The following is a 19,145-nucleotide window of genomic DNA, read 5'->3' as shown; positions in this document are numbered from 1 at the left end:
AGCGTTTTTCCAGGCTGGCACAGGGTTTGCCCCTGTACTGGCATGACAGCACTTACCAGCCCATCTTTCGCACTGCGCCAGCAGCGCGACGGCCTGCGTCAAAAGCAGTTTTCCCTCTCGCGGCCCCGTGCCGCGGGCCATTCGCTCGCCGCGCTCGCCAGTGCAGGCGGCGCCGAGCCGGATTGCGTCATCAAGCGCTTTCCTGCCATTGGCGACACCCCTTCTTCCCTCGACAAGCAACGTTGGTAAATCACATGAAGCCCACTGACTTCTCCCAACTGAACGTGCTGACCGAAGCCGATTTCTCGCACCGCAGCCCGGTCCGCGAAGAGCGCCACCCCAACTCGGTCACCGCGCCGCCCGTCAACCGCGGTTCGATGACGCCCCGCCCCTGGCGCGGTTTCTGGAACAGCATCGGCACCGCCCTGCTGGTCAAGCTCGGCGCCGGCCGTGCGGCCGAAGGCACCGACGCTGAGTCCGCCGAATCGACCCAGCAGGTCAAGCAGCCGTGGCAGCGCGCCGCGGCCCGCCGCCGCAACGCCTTCATGCTGCTCACCGTGCTGAGCACCGTGATCGCCTCCACGCTGTTTGCCGGCGTGCAACCCGACTACGACAACGTCTGGCTCGAATACGGCCAGATCGGCCTGTACGGCCTGCTCTCGGGCTGGGTCGTGACCGGTTTCGTGACCGCCCTCATGGGCTTCTATGTCTCGGTGCGCGGTGACAAGCACGCGCTGTCGGCCAAGCAGGTCGCCAACCACCCGATGAACCCCGAGGCCCGCACCGCGATCATCATGCCGATCTGCAACGAAGACGTTGCCACGGTGTTCGCGGGCCTTCGCGCCACCTGCGAGTCGGTCGCCTCCACCGGCCACGCCAAGCAGTTCGACGTGTTCGTGCTGTCCGACAGCTACAACCCCGAGACCGCCGCCGCCGAGCGCGCCGCCTGGGAAGACCTGCGCGCCGCCCTGGCCGACAGCCCGAACCAGCCGCAGGTCGAGGTGTACTACCGCCTGCGCACCCGCCGCACGCACCGCAAGGCCGGCAACGTGGCCGACTTCTGCCGCCGCTGGGGCAAGGACTACCGCTACATGGTCGTGCTCGACGCCGACTCGGTGATGAGCGGCGACTGCCTGACCTCGATGGTCAAGCTGATGGAAGCCAACCCGACCGCCGGCATCATCCAGACCGCGACGCAGGCCATCGGCCACGTCACGCTGCACGCCCGCGCACAACAATTCGCTTCCCGCGTGACGGGCCGCCTGTTCACGCTGGGCATGCAGTTCTGGCAACTGGGCGAATCGCACTACTGGGGCCACAACGCGATCATCCGCGTCGAGCCCTTCATGAAGCATTGCGCGCTGGCCCCGATCAAGGGCACCGGCGGCATGTCGGGCGGCATCATGTCGCACGACTTCGTCGAAGCCGCGCTGATGCGCCGTGCCGGCTACAACGTGTGGCTGGTGTCCGACCTGGTCGGCAGCTACGAGCAGCAACCGCCGGACCTCCTGGCCGAGTTGCAGCGCGACCGCCGCTGGTGCCAGGGCAACCTGCAGAACGCCCGCCTGATGGCCGAGCCCGGCATCCACCCGGTGCACCGCGCGATGTTCGTGACCGGCACCATGGCCTACGTCTCGGCGCCCCTGTGGCTCGCTTTCCTGACGCTGGGCACGGCCCTGTGGCTCAGCGGTTCCAGCCTCGTGTCGAGCTGGAGCGTGCTGCCTGCCGAACTGGCCGGCCTCTGGGTCTGGACCCTGTGCCTGTTGTTCCTGCCGCGCGTGCTGGGCATCGCTGCCGTGCTGATGCGCGGCGAGCAACGCCAATACGGCGGCACCTGGGGCCTCGTGAAGAGCTCGGTGATGGAAAGCGCCCTGGCCATCGTGCAGGCGCCGGTCCGCATGCTGGCTCACTCGCTGTTCGTTCTGGTCGCCCTCACCGGCATCAAGCTCGACTGGAAGTCGCCCCCGCGTGAAGCCAACGCCGTGCCGTGGAAGATCGCTGCCACGCAGTTGGCCCCGATGACGCTGGTGATCGGCATGCTGGCCGTCGGCGTCGCGATGATCGACCCGAGCGCGCTGATCTGGCTCATGCCTGTCGGCCTGCCGCTGCTGCTGGCGATTCCGCTGACCGTGCTGACCAGCCAGATCGCGCTGGGCACCACGCTGCGCGACCGCGGCTTCCTGCTGATTCCCGAGGAATCGCGTTCGCCGGCCGTGCTGCGCCGCGCGTGGATGCATGCGCTGCGCCTGGCGCGTCCTGCGGCTCTGGCTGCGGCGTGATGCGCTGAAGACACAGCACCTCCAAAAGCCGGCCTGAGGGCCGGCTTTTTTCATGGTGCGTGGCTAGAATCGCCCACTCTTTTTCTTTCAACCCACGGATCGTCCGATCCCCTGGAGCGCCAAGTGCCCCGATTCGCCGTCATCACTCTCTGACGCCGACAACACCACTTCACTGGTCATGTCGGGCGCCTAGCTGCGTACCCCGCTGACCAGACACGGCCTCCCCGGCCATCGAAGTCGACTTTCTCTTCCAGCTTCGCTCCCGCACGTTGTCGGTTCTTCCTGATTTCCATCTGGAGAACAACGTGTTCCCTCTCTCTTCTTCCCTTTCATCGATCCCGCTGCTCAAGTACCCGCGTACTGCGCACCTGGAAGGCTCGCGGCTGCAGGCCGGCGATACCGACGACGGCCAGACGCCGTTGTCCGCGCTGCACGGCCAGCACGTGGTCATCGAGGAAAAACTCGATGGCGCGAATGCCGCCGTGTCGTTCACCTCGGCAGGCGAATTGCTGCTGCAGTCGCGTGGCCACTACCTGGCCGGCGGCGCGGGCGAACGGCAGTTCAACCTGTTCAAGCACTGGGCCGCGGCGCACGAAGCCGCGCTGCTCGAACGGCTCGAAGACCGCTACGTGATGTACGGCGAGTGGTGCTTTGCCAAGCACAGCTGCTGGTACGACCGGCTGCCCGCGTTCTTTCTGGAGTTCGACCTGTACGACCGCCAGGCGGGGTGCTTTCTCTCCACGCCCGCGCGGCATGCGCTGCTGGCCGGTGGCCCGGTCGTGTCGGTGCCTGTGCTGTACGAGGGCGCGATGCCGCGCAGCGCGAAGGCGCTGCGCATGCTGGTGCAGCCGTCGCTGGCGCGCAGCGCCAATTGGAAGCCGGCCTTCGAGCAGGCCGTGGCGCAAGAGAGCCAGCCGCTCGATCTCGTGCGACAGCAAACCGACCTGTCCGACCTCGCCGAAGGCCTGTACCTCAAGGCCGAATCGGGCGGCCGGGTGACCGGCCGCTACAAATGGGTTCGGCCCGACTTCGTACAGACCATCCTCGATTCGGGCTCGCACCACAGCCGTCGGCCGGTGCTGCCCAACCAGCTCGCGCCGGGCGTGGACCTCTACGCGCCGACGCCGCAGGTGAGCTGGCAAGACCTGGGCCTGCGCACGCTGCGCGAACCCACCGACCTGGCAACCAACGCAAGGAGGCCGCGATGACTTACGACGATCTGCGGGCACTGGTCCCCGCGCCCGCCCAAGGCTGCGACTGGGCCCGATGCTGCGACCTGCTGCCGGCCTTGCTGCGCCTCGAAGAAACGCCGCAGGACGCGTACTACCACGCCGAAGGCAACGTCGGCATCCACACGCGCATGGTGCTCGATGCACTCCTGGCCGACGCGCATTACCAGCGCGCCGATGCCGATGGCCGCTTCGTGCTGTTCATGGCCTGCCTGCTGCACGACATCGCCAAGCCCGACACCACCGTGATCGACGAAGCCAGCGGCCGCATCGGCCAGCCCGGTCACTCGCGCCGCGGATCGGTCGACGTGCGGGTGCTGATGTGGAAGGCCCGCGTGCCCTTCGCGTTGCGCGAGGCGGTCTGCCGGATCATCGCGGTGCACCAGGTGCCGTTCCACGCCTTTGCCTCGCGCAAGGGCGAGCGGCCCGAGTGGCTGGCGCACCGGCTCTCGTGGGAACTGAACCTGCCCGACCTGTGCTGCGTGGCGCGCTGCGACATGCTCGGCCGCCACTACGAGAAGCGCGCCGACAGCCTCGCCGACATCGCGCTCTTCGAGCAGCTTGCGCAGGAAGAAGGCTGCTGGGATGGCCCGCGCAAGATGGCCGATGCGCACACGCGCCTGGCCTACTTCCGCGGCGCCGACACCAGCCCCGACTACCCGCTGTTCCAGCAGCCGGGCGCAGAGGTCACGGTGATGTGCGGCCTGCCCGCGAGCGGCAAGAACCACTGGGTGGCGCGGCATCGCAAGGGCTGGCCGATCGTGTCCTTCGACGACGCGCGCGCCGAGCTGGGCCTCAAGCACGGCGAGAACGATGGGCTCGCCGCGCACCATGCGGTCGACCAGGCGAAAGCGCTGTTGCGCAAGCAGGAGCGCTTCGTCTGGAACGCCACGCACCTGAGCCAGCAGATGCGCACCAAGACGCTGGACCTGCTCTGGGCGTACCACGCGCAGATCGAGCTGGTGTACCTGGAAGTGCCGCATCCCGAGCTGATGCGCCGCAATCGGGAGCGCGACACGACGCTCTCGAACGCGGGCATCGAGCGGATGCTGCATCGCTGGGAGTTGCCGGCGCCGATCGAGGCACACGACACGGTCTACGACGTACAGACCTGAAAACGACGAAGCCCGCCGGGAAATTCCCCGGCGGGCTTCTGTTCTTGTCTATCTATATATGTACGAGGCTCAGAACGGCAGCTTCGGCCCGCCGGGACCACCCATCCCGCCCATGCCCTTCATGCCGCCCATCTTCTTCATCATCTTCATCAGGCCGCCACCCTTCATCTTCTTCATCATCCCCTGCATCTGCTCGAACTCGTTGAGCAGGCGGTTCACTTCCTGAACCTGCACGCCCGCGCCGGCAGCGATGCGGCGCTTGCGCGTGGCCTTCAAGAGCTCGGGCTTGCGGCGCTCCAGCGGGGTCATGCTCTGGATGATCCCTTCCTTGCGGCGGATGTCGCGCTCGGCGCGCGTCATGTCGGCTTCGGTGGCCTTGGCGGCCATCTGCGTGGGCAGCTTGTCCATGAGGCTGGAGAGGCCGCCCATCTGCTTCATCTGTTGCAGCTGGCCGAGGAAGTCGTTCAGGTCGAAGCCCGCGCCGCTCTTGACCTTGGCCGCGAGCTTCTGCGCCGCCGCCACGTCGACGCCGGCCGTGACCTGCTCGACCAGCGCGACGATGTCGCCCATGCCCAGGATGCGGCCCGCATGGCGCTCGGCATCGAACACCTCCAGGCCGTCGATCTTTTCGCTCGTGCCGGCGAACTTGATCGGCACGCCCGTCACCTGCCGCACCGACAGCGCCGCACCGCCGCGCGAATCGCCGTCGGTCTTGGTCAGGATGATGCCGGTGAGGGGCAGCGCCTCCTTGAAGGCCTTGGCGGTGTTGATCGCGTCCTGGCCCTGCATGGCATCGACCACGAACAGGGTCTCGACCGGATCGAGCGCTGCATGCAGCTGCTTGATCTCGGTCATCAGCACTTCGTCGATCGCGAGGCGGCCGGCGGTGTCGACCAGCAGCACGTCGAAGTAGTGGCGCTTGGCGTGGTCGAGCGCGGCGCGGGCGATGTCCAGCGGCTTCTGGTCGGGCGTGCTCGGGAACCACTCGGCGCCGGCCTGCTTCGTCACGGTCTTGAGCTGCTCGATGGCGGCCGGACGGTACACGTCGCCCGACACCGTGAGCACCTTCTTCTTGCGCTTCTCGATCAGGTGCTTGGCCAGCTTGGCGGTGGTGGTGGTCTTGCCGGCGCCCTGCAGGCCGGCCATGAGGATCACCGCCGGCGGCTGGGCCGCGAGGTTGATGTCCGAGACGCCCTCGCCCATCGTCGCCGCGAGTTCGCGGTTCACGATGCCGACCAGCGCCTGGCCCGGCTTGAGCGAGCCCAGCACTTCCTGGCCGAGCGCCTTCTCTTTCACCCGGGCGACGAAATCGCGCACCACGGGCAGCGCCACGTCGGCCTCCAGCAGCGCCATGCGCACCTCGCGCAGCATGTCCTGCACGTTGCTTTCGGTGATGCGGGCCTGGCCGCTCATCGTCTTGACGAGGCGGGAGAACTTTTCTGTAAGGGCGGTGGCCATGAGCGGGAATGCCTTGCTGCCCGCTGCGGCGGGCCGGATGGAAAGTCTGAAAGACGAGGGGAGAACTTGAAGTCGGGCGCGGGGAACGCAAGGTCCAGCCGGTACACTCCGGCCGATGATTTTAGCGATCCCCTCCCCACTCGGCGTGGCGCTGGGCATCGCCACCGCAGCAGCCTACGGATTTGCCGCTGCCGCGGGCGCCCGGCTCAGCCGTCAAACCACCCAATGGGCCCTTGGAATTGCGTGGCTTCTGCATGCAGCCGTGCTGGCGCATGGACTGGTCGGCAGCGAGCCGCGCTTCGGCTTTGCCCCCGCGCTGTCGGTCACGGCCTGGCTGGTGCTCACGGTCTATGCGATCGAAAGCCGCCTGTATCCCCAATTGAAGGTGCGGCGCGCGCTCGCTTGGCTGGGTGCAGCGGCCGTGCTGCTGGCCATCCTGTTCCCGGGGACGCCGCTGCACGTCACCGCTTCGCCGTGGCTTCCTCTGCATCTCGCGCTGGGCATCGCCTCCTACGGGCTGTTCGGCGCGGCCGTGGTTCATGCCTGGCTGATCACGCGCGCCGAAAAGCAGATCCGCCTGACGACCGGCGCGCCTCCCGAAGGCGGTGTGCCGCTGCTCACGCTGGAGCGCCTCACCTTCCGCTTCGTGACCGCGGGCTTCGTGCTGCTGTCGGCCACGCTGCTGGCCGGCCTGCTGTTCACCGAGCAGTTGTACGGCGCCGCGGGCCGCGCCTGGAAGTGGGACCACAAGACGACCTTCTCGGTGCTCGCCTGGGTCACCTTCGCCGTTCTTCTGATCGGCCGCGCGCGCTTCGGCTGGCGCGGCCGCACGGCCCGCCGCGTGCTGTACGCCGGCTCCGCCCTGTTGCTGCTGGCCTATGTGGGTTCCCGCTTCGTGCTCGAAGTGGTGCTGGCGCGTCCTCCCGTATGAAATACCTCCTCGTCCTCGCCGTGCTCTGGATCGCCATCTGGCTCTGGCGCAAGAACCGGCGCGAAGAAATGCGCGACGCCCAGCGCGAGCGCATGGCCAAGGCGCAACAACAGCGCCCGGCCGCACCGACGGCGGTCGGCGCGCCGCAGGCGATGGTGCGCTGTGCCCATTGCGGCCTGCATCTGCCCGCGAGCGATGCCATCGCCGGCCCCGACGACGCGGTCTATTGCAGCACCGCCCACCGTCAGGCCGCGGTCGCGGCGCGCGGCTGAACACGCCCCCTGCTCCATGAGCACTCCCCTCTGGGCGCGCGGCGAGCCGGTCACCGATTGGGACGTGCTCGAGCCAGGCGGCAGCGAAAGCACGGCACTGCTGCGGCTCTGGCGTGGCTTCATGGCGGCGCGCTGCTTTGTCGCGCTGGTGCTGGTGGTGCTGCAGGGCGTGGCCTTCGCGCTCGGGCAGACGATGCAGGCGGTGGCCATCGCGATCTGCGCGGCCTACCTGGTCGTCACCTGGCTGGAGTTGCGCTATGCGCACTTCGAACCGCCGATTCGCGGTTTCTCGACGCTCTGGCTGCTGACCATCGGCATCGACCTCGCCACCTTCACCGCGCTGCAGGTGCTGCAGAGCGGCAACGTCAACTACACGCCGCTGTTCGCGCTGCCGGTGCTCATGAGCGCGGTGCTCGGCACGATGATCGTGAGCCTGGGCACCACGGCCACCGTCACGCTCTTGCTGCTGGCCGATGCAGGGTGGCACTGGCTGCAGCAGCCGGGCGACTCCTCGGCCCGCTTCGTGCAGGCGGCACTCACCGGCACCGGCCTCTTCGTGGTGGCGCTGCTCGCGCACGAACTGGCGCGCCGGCTTGCGCGCGAAGAGGCGGTCGCGCAGCGCAACCGCAGCAGCGCGCAGATGCAGGCGGAGGTCAACGACCTGGTGATCGAGACGCTGGCCGAAGGCGTGCTGGTGATCGATGCCGAAGGCATGGTGCACGCGGCCAACCCGGCCGCCGACGCGATCCTCGGCCAGGGCCTGGCGAAGCTGCCGCTGCCGTTCGCGTTGCACGCCCAGCCCGCCTGGCATGCGCTGGCCGCGCTCTCGCGCCAGACTTTCGCGCGGCGCGCGCCGCAGTCCGAGGAAATCCCCGTCGCACAGGCCCGCGGCGCGGCGCGCGAGGTGCGCGTGCGCACCCGGCTCACGCCCACCAGCGACAAGCGTGCCGACAGCCTCTGCGTGATGTTCCTGCAGGACCTGCGCGAACTCGAGGCGCGCATCCGCACCGAGAAGCTGGCCGCGATGGGGCGCATGTCCGCCGCCGTGGCGCATGAAATCCGCAACCCGCTGGCGGCTATTGCACAGGCCAGCGCGCTGCTCAGCGAAGACCTCACCGACCCAGCCCACCGCAAGCTGACCGACATGGTCCAGCACAACGCGCAGCGGCTCGCCCGCATCGTGGACGACGTGCTCGACGTCTCGCGCGCCCGCCAGCAACGCGTGCTCTCGCTCGGCGAGCAGGTGGTGCTCGATCCGGCGGTGCAGGTGCTGGCCGAGGAATGGGTGCGCCAGACGCAGCGCAAGGGCGTGCGCATCGCGCTCGAGGCGCCCGGCATCGACGTGCGCTTCGACGCGGAGCACCTGCGCCGCCTGCTGGTGAACCTGCTGGACAACGCATCGCGCTATGCGGGCAAGGGAGAGGGCGCGATCCAGGTCATCACCACGCTGCAGCGCCCGGGCACCAACCGGCCGGCCTTGCAGGTGTGGAGCGACGGCGCGCCGCTGGAGCCGGCGGTGCAGCGTCACCTGTTCGAGCCCTTCTTCTCGTCCGAAAGCCGCTCCAGCGGCCTCGGCCTTTTTCTCTGCCGCGAGCTGTGCCGGCGCCATGGCGCCACCATCGGCTACGAGCGGCGGGCGCTGGTGGCGGGCGGACCCGAGGGCAATGAATTCTTCGTCAGCTTTGCCGCCAGCGAGAACCGGCTGACACAATAGCGTCGTGAGCACCCCCCTCCCTTCCGCCCCGCGTCCCGCGCAGATCCTTGTCATCGACGACGAGCCCGACCTGCGCACGCTGTATGAACTGACGCTGCTGCGCGAAGGCTATCGCGTCGAGGCCGCGGGCAGCGTGTCCGAAGCCTGGCAGCACCTGGAGGCCGCGCGCTTCGATGCGGTGATCACCGACATGCGGCTGCCCGACGGACAGGGCATGGAGATCATCCATCGCATCCAGAAGAACCAGCGCAGCGAGCGCTGCGTGGTGATGACGGCCTACGGCTCGGCGGAAAACGCGGTCGAGGCGCTCAAGGCGGGTGCGTTCGACTACCTCACCAAGCCTGTCGACCTGAAGCAGTTCCGAGCCGTGGTCGCCTCCGCGGTGCAGGCCACGCGAGCCCCGGTCGTGCAGGTCAAGCCGGAGAAAGCTGCCGTTGCAAGCACCGGCAGCGAACGCGCCGAGGCCGCATCGGTCACCGGCAGCAGCGGCATCGCGGCGCTCGATCGCCTGGTCGGCGAATCGGACCCGATGCGTCTCGTCAAGTCGCGCATCGCCAAGGTGGCGCGCGGCATGGCGCCGGTGCTGGTGCGCGGCGAGTCGGGCACCGGCAAGGAACTGGTGGCGCGTGCGGTGCACGCCTGCAGCCAGCGCAGTGACGGGCCCTTCGTCGCGGTCAACTGCGGCGCGATTCCCGAGAACCTGCTCGAGGCCGAATTCTTCGGCGCGAAAAAAGGCTCGTACACCGGCTCCTCGCAAGACCGCGACGGCTACTTCCAGGCCGCGCGCAGCGGCACGCTGTTCCTCGACGAAATCGGCGACCTGCCGCTGGCGATGCAGTCCAAGCTCCTGCGCGCGATCCAGGAACGCAGCGTGCGCTCGATCGGCTCGACGCAGGAAGAGGCGGTCGACGTGCGCATCGTGAGCGCCACCCATAAAGACCTGCACGCCGAGGTGCAGGCCGGCCGCTTCCGGCAAGACCTTTTCTATCGCCTCAACGTGATCGAGATCGCGGTGCCCGCGCTGCGCGACCGCCGCGAAGACCTGCCCGCGCTCTGCGCCGCGCTGCTCGCGCGCATCGCGCAGGACGGCGGGCTGCCGGTGCCGCACCTGTCGGCCGAGCTGCTGCGCCGCCTCGCGCTGCATCCGCTGGACGGCAACGTGCGGGAGCTCGAAAACCTGCTCCATCGCGCGGTCGCGCTGAACGATGGCGACGAACTGCACCTGGACCTGATGGGCGGCCATGTCGCCACGACGATGGCCGCCGCCGACATGGCCTCGGCGACGCCCGAACAAGCTGCACCGCGCAGCGACATCCCGGCGCCGGTCGCAGAACCCAGGCCGGCATCGGCGGCGGAATTCAGGCCCGCGCCGCCGCCGCTGCCCTCCGACCTGCAGGCCTATCTCGACCAGCAGGAGCGCGAGATCCTCGTGCGCGCACTGCACGAGAGCGGCTTCAACCGCACCGCGGCCGCCGCACGCCTGGGCATGAGCCTGCGCCAGATCCGCTACCGCATCGCGCGGCTGGGCATCACCACGCCCAACGGCGACGATGGCGCCAGCAGCAGCCATGTCGACGACTGAGGAAACCCTCCCGCACAACACGCCGCCCGCCGACGACGGGCTCTGGCGGGCCGGCTGGTACCGCTTCGCGAAAGCCCTGCCCTCGCCGAACTTCGGCCCTCGCCCCGGCGGCGCGCAAACCGATCTGATCGTGCTGCATTCGATCAGCCTGCCGCCCGGCGAATACGGTGGCGATGCGGTGCAAAAGCTCTTCACCAACCGCCTCGATTGGGACGCGCATCCGTACTTCCAGTCGATTCGCGGCATCGAGGTGTCCTCGCATTTCTATGTGCGCCGCAACGGCGAGCTCTGGCAGTTCGTGAGCTGCGACGACCGCGCCTGGCATGCGGGCGTGTCGTCATGGCGCGGCCGCGGCAACTGCAATGACGACTCGATCGGCATCGAGCTCGAAGGCCTCGAAGGCCAGAGCTTCGAGACCGCGCAATACGAGACGCTGGCGAGCCTCTGCCCCGCCATCGCACAGCACTACGCCATCGCATTCATCGCCGGTCACGAGCACATCGCACCGGGCCGAAAACAGGACCCCGGCGCAGGCTTCGATTGGCGATTGCTGCACGCGCAACTGGGCTGGAAATCACAGATGTTTCCCCCATCTGTGATGGAGCGCTAATTTTTTCAATCGCATGACGCCCCGCGATGCCCTGCCCTTCGGCCGCATCGCTTGAGCGAATGCAAATGTGAACCTCAGCAACCATGCGGCTTGCAGGCTCAAATCAGCTCGCAAGCCACGCCCCATGCGGGTTGCGCGACCATAGGCCAGTATTCACGCGGCATCGCCAGCCATGGCCTATGGCTAGAGAGATACCCGCAGTAGGTGAACCACTCACAAAACACTACCTGTAGTGGCTTGTAGACCCCTGGCACCCTAGATATAGTGTCCTCCGTCCGGTCAACAACGCCGGCGCGGCGCCCAGCCAAGGCGTCGCCACCCAACAAGAATTGCCAACCGAGAGGAAGCGAATGCAAACTGCCCTGAACACCCCATCGACCCCGCGTGCCGTTCCCTCCACGCCCCCCCAACAGCGAGACACCGCCGGCTCCCCCACCGGCCAGAACCTCGCGCACTACCAGATCATTCGCCGCAACGGCGCCGTCGTTCCCTTCGAGCCGAACAAGATCGCCATCGCGATGATGAAGGCCTTCCTGGCCGTGCACGGCACCCAGGGCGCGGCTTCGGCCAGCGTGCGCGAGACGGTCGACGTGCTCACGCAAGGCGTGATCCGTGCCATGGTGCGCTCGCGTCCGGGCGGTGGCACCTTCCACATCGAAGACGTGCAGGACCAGGTCGAACTCGGCCTGATGCGCGGCGGCCACCACGAGATCGCCCGTGCCTACGTGCTGTACCGCGAACGCCGCACGCAGGAGCGTTCCAAGCAGGTCGAGCAGGAAGCGCCGGCCACGCCGACGCTGCATGTGCTGGACAACGGCGAACGCGTCGCGCTCGACCTGAACCAACTCAAGGGCCTGATCGAATCGGCCTGCGAGAACCTGGGCGACAGCATCACCGCCGCGCCGATCGTCGCCGAGACGATGCGCAACCTCTACGACGGCGTGCCGCTCGACGAGGTCTACAAGGCCTCGATCCTGGCGGCCCGCACGCTGATCGAGAAAGATCCCGACTACACCTTCGCCACCGCACGCCTCTTGCTGCACACGATCTTCAAGGAGATCATCGGCCGCGAAGTGATGCCGGTCGACCGTGCCACGGCCTACGCCGACTACTTCCCGCAGTTCATCAAGAAGGGCGTGGAGAACGACCTGCTCGACGAGAAGCTGCTGCAGTACGACCTGCCCCGCCTGGGCGCGGCCCTCAAGGCCGAGCGCGACAACCAGTTCGACTACCTGGGCCTGCAGACGCTGTACGACCGCTACTTCCTGCACGTGCGCAAGACCCGCATCGAACTGCCGCAGGCCTTCTTCATGCGCGTGGCCATGGGCCTGTCGCTCGGCGAAATCGACCGCGAAGCCCGCGCCATCGAGTTCTACGAAGTGCTGTCGTCGTTCGACTTCATGTCGAGCACGCCCACCCTCTTCAACGCCGGCACGCTGCGCTCGCAGCTCTCCAGCTGCTACCTGACCACCGTGCCCGACGACCTGGACGGCATCTACGAGTCGATCAAGGAAAACGCGCTGCTCTCGAAGTTCGCGGGGGGCCTGGGCAACGACTGGACCCGCGTGCGCGCACTGGGCAGCCACATCAAGGGCACCAACGGCGAATCGCAAGGCGTGGTGCCGTTCCTCAAGGTGGTGAACGACACGGCCGTGGCGGTGAACCAGGGCGGCAAGCGCAAGGGCGCCGTCTGCACGTACCTGGAAACCTGGCACCTGGACATCGAGGAGTTCCTGGAACTGCGCAAGAACACCGGCGACGACCGCCGCCGCACGCACGACATGAACACGGCCAACTGGATCCCCGACCTGTTCATGCGCCGCGTGATGGAAAAGGGCACCTGGACGCTGTTCTCGCCCTCCAACGTGCCTGACCTGCACGACCTGTTCGGCGCCGACTTCGAAAAGGCCTACGTTGCCTACGAAGAGAAGGCGGCCCGCGGCGAGATCAAGCCCGCGCGCACCATCCAGGCTTCGGACCTGTGGCGCAAGATGCTCACGATGCTGTTCGAGACCGGCCATCCCTGGATCACGTTCAAGGACGCCTGCAACGTGCGCTCGCCGCAGCAGCACGCCGGTGTCGTGCACTCGTCGAACCTCTGCACCGAGATCACGCTGAACACCAGCGACACCGAAACGGCCGTCTGCAACCTGGGTTCGGTGAATCTGCTGCAGCATCTGAAGGACGGCAAGGTCGACCAGGAAAAGCTCAAGCGGACGATCTCGACCGCGATGCGCATGCTCGACAACGTGATCGACATCAACTACTACGCCGTGAAGAAGGCGCGCGACTCGAACCTGCGCCACCGTCCGGTGGGCCTGGGCCTCATGGGCTTCCAGGACGCGCTGTACGAGCTGCGCATTCCCTACGCCTCGCAGGAAGCCGTGCAGTTCGCCGACGAGTCGATGGAAGCCATCTGCTACCACGCCTACTGGGCCTCGACCGAGCTGGCCAAGGAACGCGGCAAGTACTCGAGCTACAAGGGCTCGCTGTGGGACAAGGGCATCTTGCCGATCGACACGCTCGAGCTGCTGGAGAAGGCACGCGGCGGCTACGTCGAAGTGGACCGCTCGGCCACCCTCGACTGGGACGCGCTGCGCTCCAAGATCAAGGCCGACGGCATGCGCAACTCGAACTGCGTGGCCATCGCACCGACCGCGACCATCTCGAACATCATCGGCGTGGACGCCTCGATCGAGCCTTGCTTCGGCAACCTCTCGGTCAAGTCGAACCTGTCGGGCGAATTCACCGTGATCAACCACTACCTGGTGCGCGACCTGAAGCGCCTGGGCCTGTGGGACGACGTGATGGTGATGGACCTGAAGCACTTCGACGGTTCGCTGCGTCCCATCGACCGCGTGCCGCAAGACGTGAAGGCGCTCTACGCCACCGCGTTCGAAGTGGAAACCACGTGGCTGGTGGAAGCCGCCGCGCGTCGCCAGAAGTGGATCGACCAGGCGCAATCGCTCAACATCTACATGGCCGGTGCATCGGGCAAGAAGCTCGACGACACCTACAAGCTCGCATGGCTGCGCGGCCTGAAGACCACCTACTACCTGCGCACGCAGAGCGCGACGCACGCAGAAAAATCGACGGTGCAATCGGGCCGTCTCAACGCGGTGTCGTCGGGCAACGACGCACCCTCGGGCATGAGCGCACTCGAAGCCGCCGCTGCTGCAGCGAAGGCACAGATGAGCGCGATGCCTGCCACCGACATCGCGTTCTGCGGTGTGGACGATCCGACCTGCGAAGCGTGCCAGTGACACGCCCATGCTCGCGACAGTGAGTCAGTGAGGTGCATGCGAAAGTCGCGCGACGTTCAAGCAATGAAGGCATTGACTGACATCGCGCGATGCATGCGAGCAACATAACAACCACATAAATGGAGCGCGATGTGAACGAGCACTTTGCAACTCACATCGTTACTCCGATAATTTGAGCATTGGATTTTTCTATGTTGACCTGGGACGAAGAAGTCAAGCCCTCCTTACCAAAGGATATGCAACAAGGATTGCAGCACCACAACGCATCGACCAGCGGCTTGCCCGCAGGCCGTTCGGTGGACGCTCCGACTTCGTCGATTGCACAACCCACGCTGCGCACGCTCGATGACGGCGCCGCAGTTCGTCCGGTTGTCGCCGCAGCAGCAACGCCTGCCGCCACCCAATCCACCCAGCGCGTCAAGGCTTCCGACAAGCGCATCATCAACGGCCAGACCGATGTCAATCAGCTGGTGCCGTTCAAGTACAAGTGGGCTTGGGAAAAATACCTCGCCACCTGCGCCAACCACTGGATGCCGCAGGAAGTGAACATGACGCGCGACATCGCGTTGTGGAAGGACCCCAACGGCCTGACCGAAGACGAGCGCCGCATCGTCAAGCGCAACCTCGGCTTCTTCGTGACCGCCGACTCGCTGGCCGCCAACAACATCGTGCTGGGCACCTACCGCCACATCACGGCCCCCGAGTGCCGCCAGTTCCTGCTGCGCCAGGCCTTCGAGGAAGCGATCCACACGCACGCGTACCAGTACATCGTCGAATCGCTCGGCCTGGACGAGAGCGAGATCTTCAACGCCTACAACGAAGTGCCGTCGATCCGCGAGAAGGACCAGTTCCTGATCCCGTTCATCGACGCCATCAGCGACCCGTTCTTCAAGACCGGCACGCACGAGACCGACCAGACGCTGCTCAAGTCGCTCATCGTGTTCGCCTGCTTGATGGAAGGTCTCTTCTTCTATGTCGGCTTCACGCAGATCCTGGCGCTCGGTCGCCAGAACAAGATGACCGGTGCCGCCGAGCAGTATCAGTACATCCTGCGCGACGAGTCGATGCACTGCAATTTCGGCATCGACCTGATCAACCAGCTCAAGCTCGAGAATCCTGGCCTCTGGACCGCCGAGTTCAAGGCCGAGATCAAGGACCTCTTCATGAAGGCCGTCGAGCTCGAATACAAATACGCCGAAGACACCATGCCGCGTGGCGTGCTCGGCATGAACGCCTCCATGTTCAAGGGCTACCTGCGGTACATCGCCAATCGGCGTGCACAGCAGATCGGCCTCGAAACGCTCTTCCCGAACGAAGAAAATCCGTTCCCCTGGATGAGCGAAATGATTGACCTGAAGAAAGAGCGCAATTTTTTCGAAACCCGCGTGATCGAGTACCAGTCGGGTGGTGCGCTCTCCTGGGATTGAATCTTTCCGATAAGAATTAATGAATTCAAGAATTGCCCTTGCCACCGATCGCGCCGAAGAGCGCGGCATGGACGAGGGCTCAGGTGTTCATGGTGCTGGGGCTCAGATTCCAACGCCATGAATCGCTTCACGCTCCCAACGTGCGTGGAGTGCTTCAATAGGTTGATTTTTTCAACTTGATCAAGGAGAAATAGAAATGGCAACTGCAAAGAAAGCGCCGGCTAAGAAAGCCGCTGCAAAGAAGGCTCCGGCAAAGAAGGTCGCGGCCAAGAAGGCTCCGGCAAAGAAGGTAGCAGCGAAGAAGGCTCCGGCCAAGAAGGTTGCTGCCAAGAAGGTCGCCGCCAAGAAGGCTCCTGCCAAGAAGGTAGCAGCGAAGAAGGCAGCACCGGCCAAGAAGGCTGCTGCGAAGAAGGCTCCGGCGAAGAAGGCCGCTGCCAAGAAGGCGCCGGCCAAGAAGGCTGCGGCTAAGAAGGCTCCTGCCAAGAAGGCAGCTGCCAAGAAGGCCCCTGCAAAGAAGGCCGCCGCCAAGAAGGCTCCTGCGAAAAAGGCTGCGGCCAAGAAAGCCGCGAAAAAGCCCGCTGCCAAGCCTGCCGCTGCTGCCAAGAAGCCTGCTGCAAAGAAGGCTGCCAAGGCACCCGCCAAGGCTGCTGTAGCGCCTGCCCCTGCCGCGCAAACGACGCTGAATCCCCAGGCAGCTTGGCCGTTCCCCACGGCCAGCAAGCCCTGAGTTTTCTCAGCGCCCTTGACGGCAAAAAACCCGGCACCTCACGGTGTCGGGTTTTTTTATGGGCGCTCGAAAGAGGGGCGTCTTACAGGCCCAGCGCCTTCCGGTCGACTTGATAGTTCTGTGGACCGCGCTGCGCGATCTTGAGTGCGCCGATGCGGTTGCCCAGCGCCGCGCATTGCGCGAGCGGCCATTCCTTTTCCAGGCCGAACAGCAGCGCGCCGCGCCATGCGTCGCCGCAACCCGTGGGCTCGATCACGGCAGTGGGCGTCACGCCCGGCACGTGCTCGCGCTCGCCATCGATCCAGACTTCGCAGCCCTCGGCCGCCAGCGTGACCACCAGCCCGCGCACGCGCTTGGAGATCTCGGCCAGACTCCAGCCGGTGCGCTGCGACAGCATCTTGCCTTCGTAGTCGTTGACCACGACCCAGCTCGCGAGATCGACAAAATGCTTGAGCGCATCGCCGTCGAACATCGGCAGGCCCTGGCCCGGATCGAACACGAACGGAATGCCGGCGGCGGCGAACTGCTCCGCGTGCTGCAGCATCGCATCGCGGCCATCGGGCGCGATGATGCCGACCTTGATGTCCTCGCGCGCAGCCACCTTGGTGATGTGCGCCTGCTGCATCGCGCCGGGATGGAACGCGGTGATCTGGTTGTTGTCGATGTCGTTCATGATCATCGCCTGGGCGGTGAAGGTGTCGTCGAGTTGGCGCACGAACTCGGTACTGATGCCCAGTGTCTGCATGCGCTCCAGGTAGTCGGCGCCGTCGCTGCCGAGCGTGGCCATCGGCAGCGCCGTGCCGCCCAGCGCGTTGAGGCTGTAGGCAATGTTGCCAGCGCAGCCGCCGAAGTCGCGACGCAGGCCCGGCACGAGGAACGACACATTCAGGATGTGCAGCTGGTCCGGAAGGATCTGATCGGCGAACCGTCCCTCGAAAGTCATGATGGTGTCGAACGCGAGGGAACCGCAAATCACTGCTGCCATGGGTGGACCGTTTTCGTTGGATGAAGATGGATGGGAGAAAGACGCTCGCGCACAGGCGTGCGACTAGGGATAGAAAGCTTCCACACGGTAGCCCGCGATGGGCGGCAGCGCGGCCGACTCCGTCGGCGACAGGGTCAGCGGCAACGAGGCCGCGCGCTCGGCGCGCGCCGCGAGCACCGACGGCGCACCGTAGTCCGCGGGCATCAGCACGCGCCGCACCACCGCACGCTCCTGCGTGTCGAGCAGCGACAGCTCGACAGCCGGCATCGCAAGCGGCACCGTGGCGGCGTTGCGCAAGGTGAAGCTCAGCCGGTAGTCGTTGCCGCCGCTCTTCTCTCGTGCGAAGGCCGCGCCCTCGATCATGATGTCGCCGATCTGGCGCAGGGCCGAGAGCTCGCAGCCGGTGTACTGGCACAGCGCCGCCAGCGCGGGGCGCAGGCCGGGCTGGCGCGCGACGATCCCGTCGCGCTCATGGCGAACGATCTGCAGGATGAGCAGCAGGACGGCAAGCACCGCCAGGACGACCAGCAGTCGCCGCACGCCCTTTCGCTGCCAGAAACCGGGCGCTTGAACGTCGTGCTCTTCGTCGTCGGAAAAACGGTGATCCTCTTCGCGCTCCGCGAACATCGGCGGCAGCGAGGCGGGACTCTCCGGCTCGCTCGCCTCCCGCACCACCGACGACGAGGATGACGACGCGGCCTTGGCCGCAGCCCTGGCCTCGCGCGACTTGTTGGCGCTCGCGATCTTGGCCGATTTGATGCGCGCACGCCGCAGCGCTTTCTGCATCTGGACCTGGTCGTGGTCTTCCTCTTTTTCTTCCTTCTCTTCGGCGCCGTCGTCGATGGCAGGCTCGACCAGTCCATGCGTCTTGATGCGAGGTTCGGGCAGCGGCGGCACCGGAGGAGGCGGCGATGGCGGCGGCGGCGCGAGATTCAGGTCGATGTTCGGGAACGGTGGCAGGGAGCTTGCCGGTGGCCGCCACGTGGGTTCGCTGACATCCAGGTCGGACCACGGCTCGTCCGCGATGATGCCGTGCACGGGCAGCGAGAGCGCCGGGGATTGCGGGGGCGATGCGGGTGGCGATGGTGGCGGAGCCGGCTCGGGCTGCGGCGCGACCGCCACTTCCGCAGCCTCGAAGGCTTCCGGGGCGGGCGGCGGATGCGCCACCTCGGCATGGGCCTGCGCCTCAGGCTCGTCGTCGAAGAAATCCGCGTCTTCGGAAGCCTGGGAAGGGGCCTGCGCCGCTGCCGGCGGCGCATCGGCCTGGTGCCCGGAGGAAGGTTCGACCAGCGAGGGCGAATAAGCGGCAGCCGGGGATGGTGCGGGGGGCGCTCCGGCCGGCGCTCCATCGGATGATTCGTGCAGGTCGAGCGTCGCATCGAACACATGGCTGCAGCGGCCGCAACGCACCCAACCATCCGAGATGCGAAGCTGGTCGCGCACCACCTTGAAGGTGGTGGTACAGGCGGGGCAACGCGTGACGAGGCTCATGACCGGGCGATTGTAGGGTTGGGCCCCCGCCACGCGAACGGTGCGCGGCAGTGCAAAAACCC

At 66.5% G+C, this 19,145-nt stretch carries 15 protein-coding genes; 12 read left to right on the top strand and 3 right to left on the bottom strand.

Annotation, left to right across the window (positions count from 1 at the left end; translation table 11 throughout):
* Positions 1 to 42 precede the first annotated feature (42 nt).
* The 4 genes from J2W23_RS21115 to J2W23_RS21100 all read left to right on the top strand — a co-directional run bounded on the left by J2W23_RS21115 (position 43) and on the right by J2W23_RS21100 (position 4,623).
* Positions 43 to 249: a hypothetical protein gene (locus J2W23_RS21115; RefSeq protein ID WP_176660204.1), complete on the top strand. Its 207-nt coding sequence runs from the start codon at positions 43 to 45 to the stop codon at positions 247 to 249.
* Positions 250 to 254: 5 nt separating this feature from the next.
* Entirely contained in the window at positions 255 to 2,279 is a 2,025-nt protein-coding gene (gene mdoH / locus J2W23_RS21110; RefSeq protein ID WP_307650125.1) for a glucans biosynthesis glucosyltransferase MdoH, read from the top strand.
* Between the two features lie 305 nt (positions 2,280 to 2,584).
* Entirely contained in the window at positions 2,585 to 3,487 is a 903-nt protein-coding gene (locus tag J2W23_RS21105) for an RNA ligase family protein (protein ID WP_307650124.1), read from the top strand.
* Positions 3,484 to 4,623, top strand: a complete 1,140-nt coding sequence (locus J2W23_RS21100) for an AAA family ATPase (protein WP_307650123.1) — start codon at positions 3,484 to 3,486, stop codon at positions 4,621 to 4,623. Before J2W23_RS21105 ends, J2W23_RS21100 begins: the two co-directional genes overlap by 4 nt.
* 69 nt (positions 4,624 to 4,692) lie before the next feature.
* Here the strand turns inward: J2W23_RS21100 and ffh are convergent, their stop codons facing one another.
* A complete protein-coding gene (gene ffh / locus J2W23_RS21095) occupies positions 4,693 to 6,081 on the bottom strand; it encodes a signal recognition particle protein (RefSeq protein ID WP_306880362.1) in 1,389 nt (462 codons plus the stop codon).
* A gap of 115 nt (positions 6,082 to 6,196) precedes the next feature.
* Here ffh and J2W23_RS21090 point away from each other — a divergent pair, with 115 nt between their 5' ends.
* The 8 genes from J2W23_RS21090 (at position 6,197) to J2W23_RS21055 (ending at position 16,607) form a co-directional block, all read left to right on the top strand.
* Complete coding sequence (locus J2W23_RS21090; protein ID WP_206177309.1) at positions 6,197 to 7,012, top strand: cytochrome C assembly family protein; 816 nt, start codon at positions 6,197 to 6,199, stop codon at positions 7,010 to 7,012.
* Positions 7,009 to 7,284, top strand: a complete 276-nt coding sequence (locus J2W23_RS21085; protein WP_307650122.1) for a PP0621 family protein — start codon at positions 7,009 to 7,011, stop codon at positions 7,282 to 7,284. The genes J2W23_RS21090 and J2W23_RS21085 overlap by 4 nt, the downstream gene beginning before the upstream one ends.
* Positions 7,285 to 7,300: 16 nt before the next feature.
* Positions 7,301 to 8,998: a two-component system sensor histidine kinase NtrB gene (locus tag J2W23_RS21080; RefSeq protein WP_307650121.1), complete on the top strand. Its 1,698-nt coding sequence runs from the start codon at positions 7,301 to 7,303 to the stop codon at positions 8,996 to 8,998.
* Between the two features lie 4 nt (positions 8,999 to 9,002).
* Entirely contained in the window at positions 9,003 to 10,580 is a 1,578-nt protein-coding gene (locus tag J2W23_RS21075; protein ID WP_307650120.1) for a sigma-54-dependent transcriptional regulator, read from the top strand.
* Positions 10,567 to 11,190 (top strand): 1,6-anhydro-N-acetylmuramyl-L-alanine amidase AmpD, encoded by a 624-nt coding sequence (gene ampD, locus J2W23_RS21070; protein ID WP_307650119.1) that lies wholly within the window; start codon positions 10,567 to 10,569, stop codon positions 11,188 to 11,190. Before J2W23_RS21075 ends, ampD begins: the two co-directional genes overlap by 14 nt.
* A gap of 350 nt (positions 11,191 to 11,540) precedes the next feature.
* The gene (locus tag J2W23_RS21065; protein ID WP_307650118.1) at positions 11,541 to 14,453 is read left to right on the top strand and encodes a ribonucleoside-diphosphate reductase subunit alpha; all 2,913 of its coding nucleotides are present in this window, start codon (positions 11,541 to 11,543) and stop codon (positions 14,451 to 14,453) included.
* A gap of 191 nt (positions 14,454 to 14,644) precedes the next feature.
* Entirely contained in the window at positions 14,645 to 15,880 is a 1,236-nt protein-coding gene (locus J2W23_RS21060; RefSeq protein WP_176660195.1) for a ribonucleotide-diphosphate reductase subunit beta, read from the top strand.
* A gap of 196 nt (positions 15,881 to 16,076) precedes the next feature.
* On the top strand, positions 16,077 to 16,607 hold the full coding sequence (locus J2W23_RS21055; RefSeq protein WP_042578341.1) for a histone H1-like DNA-binding protein: 531 nt from the start codon (positions 16,077 to 16,079) through the stop codon (positions 16,605 to 16,607).
* Positions 16,608 to 16,689: 82 nt separating this feature from the next.
* Here J2W23_RS21055 and J2W23_RS21050 read toward each other — a convergent pair whose 3' ends face one another.
* Complete coding sequence (locus J2W23_RS21050; protein WP_176660194.1) at positions 16,690 to 17,592, bottom strand: carbohydrate kinase family protein; 903 nt, start codon at positions 17,590 to 17,592, stop codon at positions 16,690 to 16,692.
* Positions 17,593 to 17,655: 63 nt separating this feature from the next.
* Complete coding sequence (locus tag J2W23_RS21045) at positions 17,656 to 19,083, bottom strand: zinc-ribbon and DUF3426 domain-containing protein (protein WP_307650117.1); 1,428 nt, start codon at positions 19,081 to 19,083, stop codon at positions 17,656 to 17,658.
* Positions 19,084 to 19,145 lie beyond the last annotated feature (62 nt).

Origin of the sequence: Variovorax boronicumulans, from assembly GCF_030812215.1 — a bacterium.
In the GTDB taxonomy this organism is placed as follows: Bacteria; Pseudomonadota; Gammaproteobacteria; order Burkholderiales; family Burkholderiaceae_C; genus Variovorax; species Variovorax boronicumulans_C.
The sequence above is the reverse complement of the archived record's forward strand: the minus strand, read 5'-3'. Positions and strand labels throughout refer to the sequence as shown.

What these genes read in the sequence shown, in the direction of transcription:
- J2W23_RS21055 (WP_042578341.1), top strand. Translation starts at nt 16,077, where the DNA reads ATGGCAACTGCAAAGAAAGCGCCGGCTAAGAAAGCCGCTGCAAAGAAG.
- J2W23_RS21045 (WP_307650117.1), bottom strand. Translation starts at nt 19,083, where the DNA reads ATGAGCCTCGTCACGCGTTGCCCCGCCTGTACCACCACCTTCAAGGTG.
- ampD (WP_307650119.1), top strand. Translation starts at nt 10,567, where the DNA reads ATGTCGACGACTGAGGAAACCCTCCCGCACAACACGCCGCCCGCCGAC.
- J2W23_RS21050 (WP_176660194.1), bottom strand. Translation starts at nt 17,592, where the DNA reads ATGGCAGCAGTGATTTGCGGTTCCCTCGCGTTCGACACCATCATGACT.
- ffh (WP_306880362.1), bottom strand. Translation starts at nt 6,081, where the DNA reads ATGGCCACCGCCCTTACAGAAAAGTTCTCCCGCCTCGTCAAGACGATG.
- J2W23_RS21060 (WP_176660195.1), top strand. Translation starts at nt 14,645, where the DNA reads ATGTTGACCTGGGACGAAGAAGTCAAGCCCTCCTTACCAAAGGATATG.
- J2W23_RS21090 (WP_206177309.1), top strand. Translation starts at nt 6,197, where the DNA reads ATGATTTTAGCGATCCCCTCCCCACTCGGCGTGGCGCTGGGCATCGCC.
- J2W23_RS21080 (WP_307650121.1), top strand. Translation starts at nt 7,301, where the DNA reads ATGAGCACTCCCCTCTGGGCGCGCGGCGAGCCGGTCACCGATTGGGAC.
- J2W23_RS21115 (WP_176660204.1), top strand. Translation starts at nt 43, where the DNA reads ATGACAGCACTTACCAGCCCATCTTTCGCACTGCGCCAGCAGCGCGAC.
- J2W23_RS21100 (WP_307650123.1), top strand. Translation starts at nt 3,484, where the DNA reads ATGACTTACGACGATCTGCGGGCACTGGTCCCCGCGCCCGCCCAAGGC.
- mdoH (WP_307650125.1), top strand. Translation starts at nt 255, where the DNA reads ATGAAGCCCACTGACTTCTCCCAACTGAACGTGCTGACCGAAGCCGAT.
- J2W23_RS21065 (WP_307650118.1), top strand. Translation starts at nt 11,541, where the DNA reads ATGCAAACTGCCCTGAACACCCCATCGACCCCGCGTGCCGTTCCCTCC.
- J2W23_RS21085 (WP_307650122.1), top strand. Translation starts at nt 7,009, where the DNA reads ATGAAATACCTCCTCGTCCTCGCCGTGCTCTGGATCGCCATCTGGCTC.